The following is a 15,010-nucleotide window of genomic DNA, read 5'->3' on the forward strand; positions in this document are numbered from 1 at the left end:
TCGCCGCGGACGGTGTGGATGTCGGAGTGGCAGATGCCGGCGAACTTGATGTCGATCAATACGTCGTGGGGACCGACATCCCGGCGTTCAATGGTGGTGGGAATGAGCGCGCCGGTGGCGGAGGGTGCTGCGTAAGCCTTGACTGTAGACATTATTTACTCCTGTTGTTGATGTGAAGGAATCGATGGGGGGATTGGTAAACGGGTGCGTGTTTGGTCAGCGGCGCTGGCATCGCCGGTGGGGCGGTGCGCCTTGCGGACAGGGTCTTGTTGGGCGGTGTTGGTGGTTGCGGCCCAGCTGGCCAGCAGTTGCAGGCCGTCTGCCGAGGAGGACCCCGGCTCGGCACTGTAGGCGAACATCGTCAGGCCGGGGGTGGCCGTGAGCTCCAGCGCGTTGAAATGCAGCTCGAGGTCGCCCACCGCCGGGTGGCGGATGGTCTTGACTCCGCTGCGGTGGTGGCGGACGTCGTGTTGGGCCCAGCGCTTGCGGAATTCTTCGCTTCGGGTGGATAGTTCTCCCACCAGATCGGTCAGGCACCGGTCAAAGGGGTCGCGTCCGGCTTCCGCGTGCAGCATGGCCACTACCGTGTCGGCGGCCAGGTTCCAGTCCGTGTACAGGGATTGTGAGCGGGGGTTGAAGAAGACGAACCGGGCGTAGTTGAGCTGGTGTGTCTGGTCCTTGAACGCCTCGGAGTACAAGGCGCGTCCGAGGTCGTTGGCCGCGACGACGTCCAGGTGCCCGTTTTGCACGAACGCGGGGATGCCCACCATGCCGTCCAGGATGTGCTGGATGCTCGCGTCGATTTCCTTGGCGGGCTGACGCCGCGTGCGGGGTGAGGGGCCTGCGGCCCGGGCCAGGTTGAACAGGTGCTGGTGTTCAGCTTCGTTCAGCCGCAGAGCGCGGGAGATCGACTCCAGGACCGAATCGGAGACTCCTGCCAGGTTGCCACGTTCCATGCGGGTGTAGTACTCAACGCTCACGCCAGCCAACAGGGACACTTCTTCACGGCGGAGCCCGGGGACCCGCCGGATTCCGCCAAACGTTGGCAACCCTACTTGTTGTGGTGTGAGCTTCGCCCGCCGGGATGAAAGGAACTCACGGATCTCGCTGCGGTTGTTCATAACAACCACGTTACGTCCACCGCCCGGGTCCGTGGGAGGCACTGACAGGGCCTGTGAGCGAGAGCACAATCAATAAGGGGAGTCCCCGGCAACCCCGGGTGTCCCATACGACCGAAAGCCGGGGGACGGTCAGGGAACTGCCGCCAGCCCGGTCGTTAAAGCAGCCGGAGAGTCCAGCTTTCGCACCCAGTCAGCCTGCTTGGGTGTAGTCCATGTAGATTGTGCACAAGTTACTTGTGTGCAACACTTCGATTATGGATGCCAGCCAAAGTCTCACGGAGGAAGGTTCTGATCCCCTGGACCAGATGGTTTGTTTCGCCCTGTATGCCGCCGCACGGGCAACAAACCGCCACTACGTTGCCCTTCTGAAGCCATGGGGATTGACATATCCGCAGTATTTGGTCTTGGTCCTGTTGTGGTCACGCCGTTCCTTGGCCGTCAAAGACGTCGCCGGGCACTTGAAGCTGGATTCGGGCACCACCTCACCGCTGATCCGAAGACTGGAGGCCAGGGGTTTCCTCGCACGGGAGCGTTCAGCGGATGATGAACGCGCTGTGATCGTCTCCTTGACCGAAGCCGGTTTGGCTTTGAGGGAAGAACTGGCGCACATTCCAGGATGCGTGGCAGCGGCAACCCAGCTGACCTTGGCTGACGGGAAATCGGCGCTCTCTTTGCTTCACGATGTAGCTTTTAACCTCTCCAGCGCACCTGCGCAGGGGGGCCACTTTCAGGAAAGGCGTAACGAATGACACCCCTTTACACCGCGGAGGCCCTCTCCACCGGAGCTGGCCGGAATGGTCGCGTCGCGACCGCCTCGGGCACGGTCAACCTGGAGTTGGCGATTCCTAAGGAGATGGGTGGATCGGGGCATGGCGCGAACCCTGAAGAACTATTCGCCGCCGGTTATGCTGCATGCTTCCACTCCGCATTGCAGATGGTTGCGCGCAACCAGAAAGCCACCATCTCAAACACGTCCGTGGGCAGCCGTGTGCACGTCCTTCCCAACGGTGCTGGTGGCTTTGTTCTCGCTGTCACCCTCGATGTGGTTATCCCCGGGATGGAGCACGATCAGGCGCAGGCCTTGGCAGATGCGGCTCATCTGGTTTGCCCGTATTCAAATGCCACCCGCGGCAATATCGAAGTCGTCGTCAACGTTACCGACGACTAGTCCACCAGTTAGAATCGGCCGCGGTCCCAGGCCGCCCCAAACAAGGAGTCCCATGCACAGTCTCACCACCATCACCCGGACGATCAGCCGGCTGGCCCTCGGCGGCTTCCTGCTAAGGGCAGGGATCGGCCATCTCGGCAAACACCGGAAAGAATTCCAGGCACAAGTGCCGGACTGGATGCCCACGTCGAAAGACACCGTTGTTCTCGCCTCCGGCGGGATCGAGATTGCTCTTGGTACCGCACTTCTGACCTCAACCCGACATAAAGCTCGGGTCGGGCGGATCACGGCGTTGTTCTTCGCGTTGATCTTTCCCGGCAACATCAACCAGCTCGTCACCAAGACGCCGGCTTTTGGGCTCGACACAAATCGGAAGCGTGCCATCCGCCTTCTCTTCCAACCTCTTTTGGTCGCCTGGGCGCTGTGGGCCACACGTACCGTCCACAAAGCCTAAAGCCTTCCACCTGCATCGAACGAAAGCACCATTCCATTCGCGGCAGCTTCCAGCGCAACATCGAATCACTGCACCAGCGATGTGCGTGAATCGTGCCCAGCCCGCGCAGGCAATCGCAGAGCTGAGCCCGGGGTGACTCAATGGCTTAGTACTACAGTCGCGTCTGTAGGGTGTGACCTCGGGCTTTGTAGTGGGATTGCTGGGCGCGGAGTTGGTTTTTTCGTCGCCAGAGTGAGCAGCGGAGGATGTGGCGGGGGTCTGGTTGCCGGTGCCAGGCGATCCACGTGATGGGGTGCCTTATTTCGGGCAGTGAGAGCCTTACCAGTTGCTCGGAGCCTGGATGTGGGCCCCCTTTTTTGAGCGGATGACGCTGAGGAAGGCGTGGGTGAACATGGAGAGGGTGATGTGCCGGTAGCAGCTGCGTGTATTGGCGCACCTGGTAGTGGTCGAGCCAGCTTTCGCCCTTGGAAGTTTGGCAGGTATCCTCGATGGCGCACCGGGCCCCGGCCACCCGCGCCAGTTCGATCACGGTGACGTTCTCGGGGGTGTGGCAGCTGAAGTAGGCGAGGTCCGTGGGGTCTTTCAGGGAGCGGCAGGCCAGCAGCCAGTGTTCCCCGGTCTCGGCGGGGCAGTTGACGCGGATCCTGGCCCATGAATACAACCTTTCACCCTTGGTCCCTGTGCCGATGGTGCGGGTGCGCCAGGCGTGCCCGTCCAGGGCGGTGAAGAGCTGATCGGCCCGCCCCTCGATGCCCAATGAGCCAGGGGCCGGGGCGATGGCGCGTTGGTTCATGGGCACTGCCATCACGTAGTGCATGCCGGGGAATCCCGCACGGGTCGCGCATGGGCCTGGAGGCACTGAATGACGCCCCGTGGATCCTGCACGTGCGCGGGTCAAGCGAGGCCAGTGTCTTTGATTTTGTCTTGGCCAATGCTGGCCTGCATCCGCGCGTTGTCGCCTCCAGCGATGACTTCAATGCAACTCTGCGCCTGATCGCGGCCGGCCATGCAGTGGCCATGGTTCCACAGCTGGCCATGACCGGGTGTCCCGCCGGTGTGGCCGAGGTCGAGGTTCCGGAGATCGAACTGACCCGGAAGATCATGGCTTTGTGTGCCGAGGATGCCTCCGCGGACCTGGCAGCAGGCATTGTCAACGAATTGCGCGGCGTCGATGTAATCCGGAACATGTAGGGCGGCCGTTGCCTGTGCCAAGTCGGGGGTGTAAACATCGGGCTGGAGCAGGCGGCCTTGGCCGCCTATGGCCATACCGCGGGAAGTCGTTTGGTTTCCCTGTATATCCCCTGCTCAACCGATTGTCGGCCCGGCAAGGTGGATGATTTCCAATATTTCTGAGGTGGAGCGGACCGTGGGCATCGACGGAATGTCACCAACTTGAAGGATAAAGAGGCCGCGTTCGCCCACGCTGCACTCAGACACGGGGAGTACGTCCAGCGGTTCCCCGTCGCTACGCAGGTCCACGGGAGCCTCGTACGCATAGTCCGGGGCCAGCGGGGCTGCTGCCTTGAGCCGGGTCAAGGTTCTCCGGTCCAAATCGAGCAGGTAGTAACTGCCCGTGCCCGTGCGGATGCGGTATTCGCCGGTGTCTTCATCAAAAAGCTCGATGATCATGTAGCACACGCTACCCGCGGGCACTGACACCCCGGGATCCGGATTGTCAGTGCCCGCACCTACCCTTGAACCATGGAAACGGTCAACGAAACAGCGCCCGTCATGGTCCTCGGCGACGTCCACGGAGACATCGGCTGGATGCGCGACGCCTGCAAAACGGCCGCCTCGCACGGAGTGCAAACCATCATCCAAGTCGGCGACTTCGCCTGGAACTGGCCCGGCCGCGACAAGCTGAAATTCGGAATCCGCGTGGAGCAGTTTCTGGCCGAAAGGAGCCTGCATCTGGTGCTGGTGGACGGCAACCATGACAACCACGCTGAGCTGCGCAGGCTTCCGCTGGACGCGGACGGCTTCGGCATCATGGGCGGGCACATGCGCTACGCACCGCGCGGTCACCGCTGGACCATGCACGGCACACGCTTTGGCGCGCTGGGCGGCGCGCTCTCCATCGACAGGGCATGGCGCGTCTTGGACAAGTCGTACTGGCTGGAGGAAACCACCACGCTTGAGGACGTGGCGCGGCTCGGCACCGAACCGCTGGACGTCCTTCTCACCCATGAGGCCCCGGCCGGGATCGCCCTGAAGGCGGGAGGGAAACTGCCGCAGGAAATTGAATGGGAGGCGTGGGAGAACCGGAAGCTCGTGGCCCAGGCCGTGGCGAACACAGGCCCCAGCTTGGTGTTTTGCGGCCACTGGCACCAGCGTGCCACACAGGCGCTCCACCACGGAAACACACGGGTGGAGGTGCTGGGCATGAACGGCGACCGCGACGGCGCCGCCGTGCTGCTCCATCTCACGTCGGCACTGTCGGCCGCTGTCCGGGCCCGGCCTAGGGTGGCGCCGGTGCGCATCACGGGGACCTGACCGGACCGGATTCTCGTGGCTCCCAGCCGATGCGCAAGGCGATGGGCGCATCCTGGGGAGGCGTCGGCGTCGTGCATTCACAAGGGAAGGACACGGGACAGTGCAACCGCCCTGGGCCGTGTCCTGCCGCCACTGAAGTTCAACGGTGAAGCAGATGACCACAACGGCGGAATGCCGGGAGGCCATCCCTGCGTACGGATCAGGGCGTTCCAAGGGGCCGATATCCCTGCTGTGCACGGCCCAGCCCGGCGTGGACTTTGAGCCTCGCTGTGGTGGTGGCAGTTGCACGGGTGGAGCTGTCGATGACTTGGCGGCTGCCGGGGGAGCCCCGCGGCTCGTCGGTATCGAAGGCCATCCCGCAGGCGGGCGCCCGTTCGCGTGGTTTGGGCGGTGGTAGCCTAGGGTGTCGATTCCCCCGCAGAGAAAGGCAACGCGCTTGCTGGTGCTCCACTCTTTCTGGTCGCTCGACCGCGGCCCCGGGATGTGGGCCGAGGATTCCGACAGGACGGTCAAGAGCGGCAGCCAGGGGCTGAAGGCCGCCCGATCCCATCCCTTCGCCGCATCGGCCGACGTCGTCGCGAAGCTGCAGTCCGGACAGCTCGGCGAGGCAACATTGTTGTTGCCCTCACTCAAGCGCTCGCCGCTGGACTCTCCCGAGATCGTGCGGATCACGCCGCGGCCCCCGAGCTCGACCGGTCCGTCCCTCCTGCAGTGGACGGTGCCCGTCGTGTGGGTTGATCCTTCGGCGTTCACTGCCTTTGGCGACGAGCGCGGTGGCACGGCCCTGGCCTCCGTGATGTTTCCCGAGCGGTTCCAGGGCGACGAGCCGGAGCCACTGGGGGACGTTCGCATTGCGGCTTCCGCGCGGTTCCTCGCAGGAGTGGCGCGATTTGCCGATGAACTCGCGGAACGGGGCCGGGTGCTCCCCGGAATCGCCTGGACCTCCGGCGAGTCAGATGAATCCGAAGATGACGAATCCGACGACGACGCTGTCGTGGCCGAGGCGCGGTGGCGGGCGGTGCTGCGCGGGCCCGATGCGCTCGCATTTGGCGATCTCATTGCCGGCATGCCGCCCGCGTTCCGGGCAGAACCGGGCTCGGAAGATGCGGGCGAACTGGCCGCCACGGCCCTCGACGTCCTCACCGATGCCGCGGTTCGGGCCCGGCTGCCGCGCGAGCTGCCGATGCTGCCCCCGCGCCGGGGCCGGAAACCCCTGCAGCCGCGCGCTGCCGAGGCATGGCTGGAGGCGCTTCACACCGCGGACGCCCGTGTCCGTGTTCCGGCGCCGGCGCTTGCCCAGCTGGAACAGCAGCTCGCGCCTTGGGATGGGTATGCGCGGGAGTCCAACGCTCCGGCCCGGGCAACATTTCGCCTCAGTGAGATTCCCGGCACAGATCAAGTCGGGGAGGACTTGCTCCCCGATGCACCCGAAGATGCATCCCCTGCCAGCGCACCGCTGGAGGTACCTGCCTGGCGGCTGGAGTTTCTCCTTCAGTCTTCCGCGGACCCCAGCCTGCTGGTGGCGGCTGAACAGGTATGGCGCGACGGCGGCGCCCTGGCCCGCTGGCTTGGCCGCCCGCAAGAGGTGCTGCTCGCCGAACTGGGGAGGGCCGTCCGCGTCTACCCCGCCCTGGAACCAGGGCTCCGGCAGTCGCGCCCCGCAGGGCTTGACCTGGGCTCGAATGACGCGTTCGCCTTCCTGCAGGATGGGGCCCCGGCCTTGGACGAGGCCGGTTTCGGGGTGCTGCTGCCCTCATGGTGGGATAAACGCACGAAGCTGGCATTGAAGCTGGCGGCGTCCACCCCGATGGAGGACGGCACAGGCAAGGCGGCCGCCTTCGGCCGGGAGCAACTGTGCGACTTCCAGTGGAGCCTCGCCGTCGGCGATCACAGCCTCACCGATGCCGAGATCGCCGCGTTGGCTGAGGCGAAGGCCCCGCTGGTGCGGCTGCGGGGCCAGTGGGTGACCGTCAACCCCGAGCAACTGCGCCGCGGCATCGATTTCCTGCAGCGCGAGGACACGGGGCGCGGCACCGTGGCGGATGTACTTCGCCTTGCCGGCGCGCATCCCGACGAGCTTGAGCTGCCACTGGAGGTTGTCGGCGTCACCGCCGACGGCTGGCTGGGAGCTCTGCTGGACGGCTCGGCGGACACGAGGATTCAAGCGGTTTCCCTCCCGGAGAGCTTCCGGGCCACGCTGCGCCCCTATCAGGAACGTGGTCTGGCCTGGCTGGACTTCCTCGCCACTCTTGGCGTCGGTGCCTGTCTCGCCGATGACATGGGACTGGGCAAGACCATCCAGCTCCTGGCACTCGAGGCTGTACGTCGGGAAGAGCACCCCGACGCCGGTCCCACCCTCCTGGTGTGTCCGATGTCCCTGATCGGCAATTGGGAGGCTGAGGCTGCAAAATTCGCGCCCGGTTTGCGGATGCGGGTGCACCACGGATCGGACCGGTTGCGCGGCGAGGACTTCGGCGCAGGCCTGGTTGGCATCGACATGTTGGTCACCACCTACACAACCCTGACGCGCGATCTGGAACAGTTCGAGGGCGTCACCTGGAACCGTGTGGTGCTCGATGAGGCCCAAGCGGTGAAGAACCGGCTCTCCCTGGCGGCAAAAGCCGTGAGACGCCTCACCGCCACCCATCGGATCGCCCTCACCGGCACCCCGGTGGAGAACCGGCTCGGCGAGATGTTCTCAATCATGGACTTCCTGAACCCCGGTATTTTGGGTTCGGCGGAGCTTTTCCGCACCCGCTATTCGATACCGATCGAACGCCACCGCGACGCGGCAGCGGCCGAGAGGGTGCGGGCGATCACACGGCCGTACCTCCTGCGGCGCGTGAAGACCGACCCGGCCATCATCGACGACCTGCCGGAAAAAATCGAAATCAAGCAGTACTACACCCTGACGAACGAGCAGGCGTCGCTCTACCAATCAGTCGTCGACGACATGATGGAGAAGATCGAGGAGTCCGACGGGATCGAACGCCGCGGAAATGTGCTGGCCGCGATGGCGAAGCTCAAACAGATCTGCAACCATCCGGCCCAGCTGTTGCACGACCACTCCGCCGTCGGGCAACGCAGCGGCAAGGTGATCCGGCTCGAGGAGATCCTGGAGGAGATCATTGCGGAGGGTGACAAGGTGCTCTGTTTCACCCAATACACCGAGTTCGCCGAGATGTTGATGCCGCACCTCGCGGCCCGCTTCGACACCGACGTCGCCTACCTACACGGCGGCACGTCCCGGCAGAACCGGACCGAGCTGGTGCGCCGGTTCCAGTCGGACGACGGGCCGCCGATCTTCCTGCTATCACTGAAAGCCGGCGGCACGGGGCTCAACCTGACCGCCGCGAACCACGTCATCCACCTCGACCGCTGGTGGAACCCGGCCGTCGAAAACCAAGCCACCGACCGGGCCTTCAGGATCGGGCAGAAACGGCGTGTGCAGGTGCGGAAGTTCATCTGCCGCGGCACGCTGGAGGAGCGCATCGACAACATGATCGAGGAGAAGGCATCGCTGGCAAACATGGTGGTCGGCGACGGCGAGGGCTGGCTCACCGAGCTGTCCACCCAGAGCCTGCGCGAACTGTTCGCCCTGTCAAAGGAGGCCGTCAGTGAGTAGGGGCCGCTACGAATCGCCGTTCTATCCGCCATCCACTCCCCGCAGCGTCGAAGGCGGTGTCAAGGCCCGAAGCGTGCGAGGCGCCATCGGCACGAGCTGGTGGTCGGGACGGTTCATCGAAGTGCTTGAAGGCCTTGGCGTCGGTGGGCGGCTGCAACGTGGCCGCAATTACGCCCGGCGCGGTCAGGTGATCTCGCTTGAGATCGACGCCGGCACGGTCGTCGCAAGCGTCCAGGGATCACGGGCGAAGCCCTACCGCGTGCGGATCGGCATCACAGCGTTCGGGAAGGCGGAGTGGGCTGCCGTGGAGGAGGCCCTCGCCGGCAACGCCTGGTATGTGGCGACCCTGCTGGCGGGAGAAATGCCCGCAGACATCGAAGACGTCTTCACCGCCGTCGGTCTGTCACTGTTCCCCCGCAATGCGGGCGAGCTGAGCCTTGACTGCTCCTGCCCCGACTGGGAAGTGCCGTGCAAACACCTGGCGGCGGTGTTCTACCTGCTGGCCGAGCAGTTCGACGACGACCCCTTCCAGATTCTGGCCTGGCGTGGACGCGAACGCGAGGACCTGCTGGGACGGATGCACGCGGCAGACGCCGTTGTCGGGAACGGGAACCGCACGGGCGCCCCGTTCACGGAAGTGCTGGATACCTTTTTTGTCTCGCCTGTGCCGGTACCCGTGCGACGCAGCATTGCCGCCGGGGGACTGCTGGTGGACCAGGCCCCGCCGGTGGATGTCACGGTCCGCTCGCGTCCGCTGGCCGAAGTTTTGCGGCCGGTGTATGAAGCGATCCGGGCATCCGCTGGGTGCTGACGATCGCGACGGCGGCAAGCCCGCGCGAATGGAATTCCCAGTTTCGGTTTGTATAATGGAAGGCGTAACTGTTGGATTCATATTAAGGAGGACCTCATGGGTCTCGGAGATAAGATCAGCAACAAAGCCCAGGAAGCTGCCGGCAAGGCGAAGGAAACCCTGGGGGACGCAACCAACAACGAAAAGCTTCAGGCGGAAGGTGCCGGCGACCAGGCCGCCGCAAAGGCGAAGCAGGCCGGCGAGCACGTCAAGGACGCCGCCAAGGACGTTTTCGGCAAGTAGCCTTTGTATCCCGCATTGACACGGGAACAGTGAAGCCCCGTTCCCCCACCGTTGGTAGGGGAACGGGGCTTCTTCCTTTTGGACGCCGTCATCGAGCCGCCGCATTGGAGCCAGGCCGGCCCGCCATGGCCCCGGTGCCTCAACACTTCGCCCTTTGGTGCAGCTAGCGGAAGGCTGGAATACCGGTGATGTGGCTGCCCAGGATGAGGGTGTGGACTTCGTCGGTGCCCTCGTAGGTGCGCACGGACTCAAGGTTGTTGGCGTGGCGCAGCGGAGAATAGTCCAGGGTGATGCCGTTGCCGCCCAGGATTGCCCGGGCGTCCCGGCAGATCTTGATCGCCTCCCTGCAGTTGTTCAGCTTGCCCACGGAGATCTGCACCGGCTCAAGCGTGCCGGCGTCCTTCATTCGACCGGTGTGGATCGCCAGCAGTGTGCCCTTTTGGATCTCCAGGAGCATGTTCACGAGCTTCTGCTGGGTTATTTGGTACGCGGCCAGGGGCTTGTCGAACTGCAGCCGTTCCAGCGAATATGCCAAGGCGGCCTCATAGCTGTCCCGGGCGGCGCCCATGGCACCCCAGATGATCCCGTACCGGGCCTCGTTCAGGCAGGAGAACGGTCCGCGCAGGCCCTTCGCCCCGGGCAGGAGGGCGTCTGCGGGCAGCCGCACGCCGTCGAGGTTTATCTCGCACTGGATGGAGGCCCGCATCGAGAGTTTCGGTTCGATGGGCGTGGCCGTAAAACCTGGGGTGTCGGTGGGCACCAGGAAGCCGCGCACGCCGTCGTCGGCCCTGGCCCAGATGACCGCAACGTGGGCGATGGAGGCGAGCCCGATCCAGCGCTTGGCGCCGGTGAGCACCCAGCCGTCGCCGTCGCGGCGGGCCACCGTCGCCATGTTGGAGGGGTCGGAACCGGCGGTGGGTTCGGTCAGGCCGAAGCAACCGATAATTTCCCCTTTGGCCATGCCGGGCAGGTACCGGTTCTTCTGCTCCTCCGAGCCCCACTTGTGGATGGCGCTCATGGACAGGGAGCCCTGCACGCTGACGAAGGTCCGAAGCCCGGAGTCGCCGGCTTCCAGCTCCATGGCGGCGATGCCGTATTCGACGGCGGAGCGTCCGGGGCAGCCGTAGCCGTCCAGGTGCATGCCCAGCAGACCGAGCGCACCCATCTCCCGCACCAGCTCCACGGGGAAATGCGCCTTCTCATACCACTGCGCGATATTGGGCCTGATCCGCCCGTCCACGAAGGCGCGGACGGTGCCCCGCAACTCCAGTTCGCCGGGGCTCAGGAGGCCGTCGAGGTTGAGGACGTCGGACACATTGGCGGTGGCGTTCATGGCTGGGCTCCAGTCGTGGCAGTGGGTGTGGTGTCCTCGGTGCCGGTCGCGGCTCTGCCCGAGGTCCCATTGGGTGGAGCCCCCTGGGGAGCGGGCTCCTGCTAGGAGACTACCGCGGCGGGCCCCAGCTGCCGCGGGTTTTGCCCCAATCCGCCCGCAGCCCTATCCCGCGGGCCCGGCCTGCATTACCGTGAACCCCATGGATTGGAAACTTGAACTTGTATTTGTCCCCGTCTCCGATGTGGACCGGGCCAAGGATTTCTATGTCAACAAGGTGGGCTTCAACGCCGACTTTGACGAACGGCCCGGCGGCGGCATCCGCTTCGTCCAGCTGACCCCGCCCGGATCGGCATGTTCCATTTGCATTGGCGAGGGCCTCACGGACGCCCCTCCCGGCACGGCGCCCAACATGCAAATCGTGGTCAGCGACATTGAGGCGGCCCACGCCCAGCTCAAGGGCAACGGCGTGGACGTCAGCGACATCGACGTCCAGGCGTGGGGCCACTTTGTGAACTTCGCCGACCCCGACGGGAATAAGTGGGCCCTGCAGTACATCCCGAACCGCCCCAACGCCTGACCCGATCCGGGACCCGGCGCCGGAGCCATGCCATGGTTTTTTAGACGCAGGGCGCCCTGTAGCTTGCGTGGTGGCCAGATCCTTGACGGTGCTTCCCACTACATCGGGGTATTTCCTTTCCGAGCCTCTTCGTCCGTGGTGGGGCCGTCCTGGGGCGCCGGCGCGGCGCCCTCGTCGTCAGGGGCGGGAATCTCAGTGTCCGGGGCGCCGTTACCTTTCGACGGGGTCGGGCCGTCGTCCACGTCGAAGGGCCAGAAGTGTTTGGGCAGGTAGCCCTTGCGTGCCATGATCATGAATCCTCACTGACAGCCGGTGCCATCGGGTCTGCGGCCGGCCCTTGAATGGGAACAGTGCCGCCTCTTTATGGAGATTCGTAACCGGTGCGCTGTTTGGATGGGAACGACAGCCGGGGATCATTTGCCGCCGCGGGGCGCCGCAGGCCTTTCGCGAATTTCTGCCTTGTAACAGCTATCGTCCCGCTGGCAGCCTCACGCGGCCCAGCCGTGAGCGCACCCGCACCAGCGCTTGGGACGCACGTGCCGCCGTCGTGCTTGGTCAAGGAACGTCGGCCGCACCCGGCGTGGGTGCCCGGCCGCGCGTGGACGGTAAAGTGGAGCCGGGTGTTAATTTCAGGGCCCGTCATCTTTTCGTAAGGACCACCACACCCATGAGCTTGATCCGCCTCAATGACGTCAACGTCCGCTTCGACCAGGTGCAGGTGTTGCGCGAGGCCTTTTTCAAGCTCGACGCCGGCGACCGGGTGGGGCTCATCGGCCGCAACGGCTCGGGCAAGTCCACCCTGTTGAAGCTGGTGTTGGACCAGGTGGAACCGGACTCCGGCACCGTCGCCGTGGAGCTGGGCACCAAGATCGGCTACTTCTCGCAGTTTTCCGAGCTCAATGGCGCATCCACCATTCTCGAGGTGCTCCAGGACGTGTTTGGGCACGTCCTGGAGATCGAGGCCGAGCTGGCCGGGATCGACGCCGCGCTCGCCGCGGATCCTGGCGCGCAGGAACTGGACAGGCTGATCCACCGGCAGTCGGAGCTTTTTGCCGACATGGACAGGGTGGACGGCTGGGACTACCAGCGCAGCATCGACAAGGTGCTGACCACGCTGGGCTTCAACCGGGAACACCGCACGTGCCCCATCGACGACCTCTCCGGCGGCTGGCGGAACCGTGCCGCGCTTGCCAAGATCCTGCTCGAGGCCCCGGACGTGCTCCTGTTGGATGAGCCCACCAACTATCTTGACGTGGCCGGCGTCGAATGGCTCGAGGGCTGGTTCAAGAACTTCCAGGGCGCGGCGATCATTGTCTCCCACGACAGGAGGTTCCTGGACTCCGTGGTTACGCGCATCATTGAGGTGGAAAACTTCCACCTGCACGAATACCCCGGCAGCTTTGCCGACTATGTGATGGCCAAACAGTTCCGGCTCAAGTCGCTTGAAAGCCAGTTTGCGCACGAATCCGAGCTGCTGGCGTTTGAGGCGGAGGGCATCTCCGACCGCCGTGAGGCCGCCAAGTCCGCCAGCCGCGGACTGGATTCCAAGCTGTCCAAGATCAAGAAGTCGCGCGCTCCGCGGCCCGTGGACAAGATCATCACGGAGATTTACGGCGGTCTGCATGTCAAGGACGTGCTGTGCCGGGTGGAATCCCTCACCAAGTCCTACGGCGAACGCACGCTGTTCAGCGACCTCAGCTTTGAGATCCGCCGCGGCAACCGCATTGTGGTTCTCGGTGCCAACGGTTCCGGCAAGTCCACGCTGCTGCGGGCGATGACGGGGGAGGAGCCGGCGGATTCCGGCTACGTCACCTGGGCCAAGGGCGGCGGGCTGGTCTCCTACAACCAGGTCCTGGACGGGCTCGACGACGACGACACCGTCACGCACGCGGTCAACGCCATGCCGGACAGCCTGGCCCTGACGGCCACGAAGAAGTCCGTCAACAGGTTCCTGGCCATGTTCCAGTTCTCCGAGGCGGAGCTAAAGCAGCGGATCGGCAACCTTTCCGGTGGTCAGAAGGCACGGGTGGCCATGGCCCAGTGCCTGCTCTCCGGCGCCTCCGTACTGGTCCTCGATGAGCCGACCAACCACCTGGACATGTCCAGCACACAGGTCATGGAGCGGGCGCTGCTGCACTTCCCGGGCGCCGTGCTGGTGGTCAGCCACGACCGCTTCTTCACTGACAAGATCGCCAACCGGCGGCTCGTGTTCAACGCGGACAAGCCCGGGCACATAGAGGTGCATGCCGGCTGAGGGGCGCGGGGACTACTTCAGCAGTCGTGACAGTGTCCGGTCTGCCAGTGGGATCCCGTTGGTCTGGCACGCGGGGCAGTACTGGAGGCTTGAGTCGGCAAAGCTGACCTCGCGGATGACGTCTCCGCAGACTGGACAGGGCTCGCCGGCCCGGCCATGCACCCGCAGGTGGGATTTTTTCTCACCCTTGAGCTCCGACGCAGGGAGGCCTTCAGTCCGGGCGACGGCTTCTGCCAGGGTGTCCCGCACCGCCGTGAACAGGCGGCTGCCGTCCGCGGCGCCCATTGCCGCAGGCTTGAAAGGCGACATCTTGGCGGCATGGAGGATTTCGTCCGAATAGGCGTTGCCAATGCCGGCAATGATGGACTGCTGGCGCAGGACACCCTTGATCTGAGCCCGTCCTGCCGTCCGGAGGATCTCAAGAAACAGGTCCTCGGTGAAGTCCTTGCCCAGCGGATCCGGACCCAGCAGTGCTATGGCAGGCACCTTGTCAGGCTCCGTGACGACATGGATGGACAGGCTCTTTCTTGTGCCTGCCTCCGTGATGTCCAGGCACGATCCGTCGCTGAACATCAGCCGGGCGGCGAGTGGCCCATTGCCGCGGCGGCCGGACATTGCCGGTGTGCTCTCACGCCAGCGGATCCACCCGGCCCGTGCCAGGTGGATGACCAAGTGGACGTCGCCGATGCTGAGGTCGAGGAACTTCCCGTGACGGGTCACCGAGCGGACCGTTTGGCCCGCCAGCGCAGAAACGGGCGGATCATACGTTTTCAACGCCGCAATGGCCTGGATGTCCAGGCGCACTACCGTGTTGCCGTGGATTCGGGCGTCGAGATCCGCGACGAGGGCATGTATTTCCGGGAGCTCTGGCACATCTCAAGTGTCAACCCGG

General features: G+C 64.7%; 16 protein-coding genes and 1 pseudogene. 10 read left to right on the forward strand and 7 right to left on the reverse strand.

Translation table 11 applies throughout. The annotated features are described in order from the left end of the window. Window positions 1-152 (reverse strand): annotated as a pseudogene (locus CVV68_RS19965) (alcohol dehydrogenase catalytic domain-containing protein); the annotation flags it as partial. A 3-nt stretch (window positions 153-155) separates the two neighbouring features. Continuing rightward, window positions 156-1,121 (reverse strand): helix-turn-helix domain-containing protein, encoded by a 966-nt coding sequence (locus CVV68_RS19970; protein WP_110502753.1) that lies wholly within the window; start codon window positions 1,119-1,121, stop codon window positions 156-158. Window positions 1,122-1,375: 254 nt separating this feature from the next. On the opposite strand from CVV68_RS19970, the gene CVV68_RS19975 reads away from it, so the two are divergent. From CVV68_RS19975 to CVV68_RS19985, 3 genes are read left to right on the forward strand one after another with little or no spacing between them, the layout of a single operon-like run. After that, the gene (locus CVV68_RS19975) at window positions 1,376-1,870 is read left to right on the forward strand and encodes a MarR family winged helix-turn-helix transcriptional regulator (RefSeq protein ID WP_245933673.1); all 495 of its coding nucleotides are present in this window, start codon (window positions 1,376-1,378) and stop codon (window positions 1,868-1,870) included. Further along, a complete protein-coding gene (locus CVV68_RS19980; protein WP_110502755.1) occupies window positions 1,867-2,289 on the forward strand; it encodes an organic hydroperoxide resistance protein in 423 nt (140 codons plus the stop codon). Before CVV68_RS19975 ends, CVV68_RS19980 begins: the two co-directional genes overlap by 4 nt. A gap of 52 nt (window positions 2,290-2,341) precedes the next feature. Continuing rightward, window positions 2,342-2,743 (forward strand): DoxX family protein, encoded by a 402-nt coding sequence (locus CVV68_RS19985; protein ID WP_110502756.1) that lies wholly within the window; start codon window positions 2,342-2,344, stop codon window positions 2,741-2,743. A 151-nt stretch (window positions 2,744-2,894) separates the two neighbouring features. Here the strand turns inward: CVV68_RS19985 and CVV68_RS19990 are convergent, their stop codons facing one another. Then, window positions 2,895-3,536, reverse strand: coding sequence for a hypothetical protein (locus tag CVV68_RS19990; protein ID WP_146238974.1), 642 nt, complete (start codon window positions 3,534-3,536; stop codon window positions 2,895-2,897). 50 nt (window positions 3,537-3,586) lie between these two features. Between CVV68_RS19990 and CVV68_RS19995 the strand changes: the two genes are divergently transcribed. After that, the gene (locus CVV68_RS19995; RefSeq protein ID WP_170133266.1) at window positions 3,587-3,934 is read left to right on the forward strand and encodes a LysR substrate-binding domain-containing protein; all 348 of its coding nucleotides are present in this window, start codon (window positions 3,587-3,589) and stop codon (window positions 3,932-3,934) included. 114 nt (window positions 3,935-4,048) lie between these two features. Here CVV68_RS19995 and CVV68_RS20000 read toward each other — a convergent pair whose 3' ends face one another. After that, the gene (locus CVV68_RS20000) at window positions 4,049-4,372 is read right to left on the reverse strand and encodes a hypothetical protein (protein ID WP_146238975.1); all 324 of its coding nucleotides are present in this window, start codon (window positions 4,370-4,372) and stop codon (window positions 4,049-4,051) included. Between the two features lie 72 nt (window positions 4,373-4,444). Here CVV68_RS20000 and CVV68_RS20005 point away from each other — a divergent pair, with 72 nt between their 5' ends. From CVV68_RS20005 to CVV68_RS20020, 4 genes are all read left to right on the forward strand, one after another. Further along, window positions 4,445-5,236, forward strand: coding sequence for a metallophosphoesterase family protein (locus tag CVV68_RS20005; RefSeq protein ID WP_110502760.1), 792 nt, complete (start codon window positions 4,445-4,447; stop codon window positions 5,234-5,236). Window positions 5,237-5,678: 442 nt separating this feature from the next. Further along, window positions 5,679-8,861: a DEAD/DEAH box helicase gene (locus CVV68_RS20010; protein ID WP_245933675.1), complete on the forward strand. Its 3,183-nt coding sequence runs from the start codon at window positions 5,679-5,681 to the stop codon at window positions 8,859-8,861. Then, on the forward strand, window positions 8,854-9,672 hold the full coding sequence (locus tag CVV68_RS20015; protein ID WP_110502762.1) for an SWIM zinc finger family protein: 819 nt from the start codon (window positions 8,854-8,856) through the stop codon (window positions 9,670-9,672). Before CVV68_RS20010 ends, CVV68_RS20015 begins: the two co-directional genes overlap by 8 nt. Window positions 9,673-9,768: 96 nt before the next feature. Further along, window positions 9,769-9,954, forward strand: coding sequence for a CsbD family protein (locus CVV68_RS20020; RefSeq protein ID WP_110502763.1), 186 nt, complete (start codon window positions 9,769-9,771; stop codon window positions 9,952-9,954). Window positions 9,955-10,117: 163 nt separating this feature from the next. Here the strand turns inward: CVV68_RS20020 and CVV68_RS20025 are convergent, their stop codons facing one another. Further along, a complete protein-coding gene (locus tag CVV68_RS20025; protein ID WP_110502764.1) occupies window positions 10,118-11,287 on the reverse strand; it encodes an acyl-CoA dehydrogenase family protein in 1,170 nt (389 codons plus the stop codon). Window positions 11,288-11,486: 199 nt separating this feature from the next. On the opposite strand from CVV68_RS20025, the gene CVV68_RS20030 reads away from it, so the two are divergent. Beyond that, a complete protein-coding gene (locus CVV68_RS20030) occupies window positions 11,487-11,864 on the forward strand; it encodes a glyoxalase superfamily protein (RefSeq protein ID WP_110502765.1) in 378 nt (125 codons plus the stop codon). Between the two features lie 98 nt (window positions 11,865-11,962). On the opposite strand, the gene CVV68_RS20035 is transcribed toward CVV68_RS20030, so the two are convergent. Next, the gene (locus tag CVV68_RS20035; protein ID WP_110502766.1) at window positions 11,963-12,157 is read right to left on the reverse strand and encodes a hypothetical protein; all 195 of its coding nucleotides are present in this window, start codon (window positions 12,155-12,157) and stop codon (window positions 11,963-11,965) included. A gap of 374 nt (window positions 12,158-12,531) precedes the next feature. Here CVV68_RS20035 and CVV68_RS20040 point away from each other — a divergent pair, with 374 nt between their 5' ends. Then, window positions 12,532-14,118, forward strand: coding sequence for an ABC-F family ATP-binding cassette domain-containing protein (locus tag CVV68_RS20040; RefSeq protein ID WP_110502767.1), 1,587 nt, complete (start codon window positions 12,532-12,534; stop codon window positions 14,116-14,118). A gap of 12 nt (window positions 14,119-14,130) precedes the next feature. Here the strand turns inward: CVV68_RS20040 and CVV68_RS20045 are convergent, their stop codons facing one another. Next, window positions 14,131-14,991: an Fpg/Nei family DNA glycosylase gene (locus CVV68_RS20045; RefSeq protein ID WP_110502769.1), complete on the reverse strand. Its 861-nt coding sequence runs from the start codon at window positions 14,989-14,991 to the stop codon at window positions 14,131-14,133. Window positions 14,992-15,010: the final 19 nt, after the last annotated feature.

Origin of the sequence: Arthrobacter livingstonensis (assembly GCF_003219815.1) — a bacterium.
Lineage (GTDB): Bacteria > Actinomycetota > Actinomycetes > Actinomycetales > Micrococcaceae > Specibacter > Specibacter livingstonensis.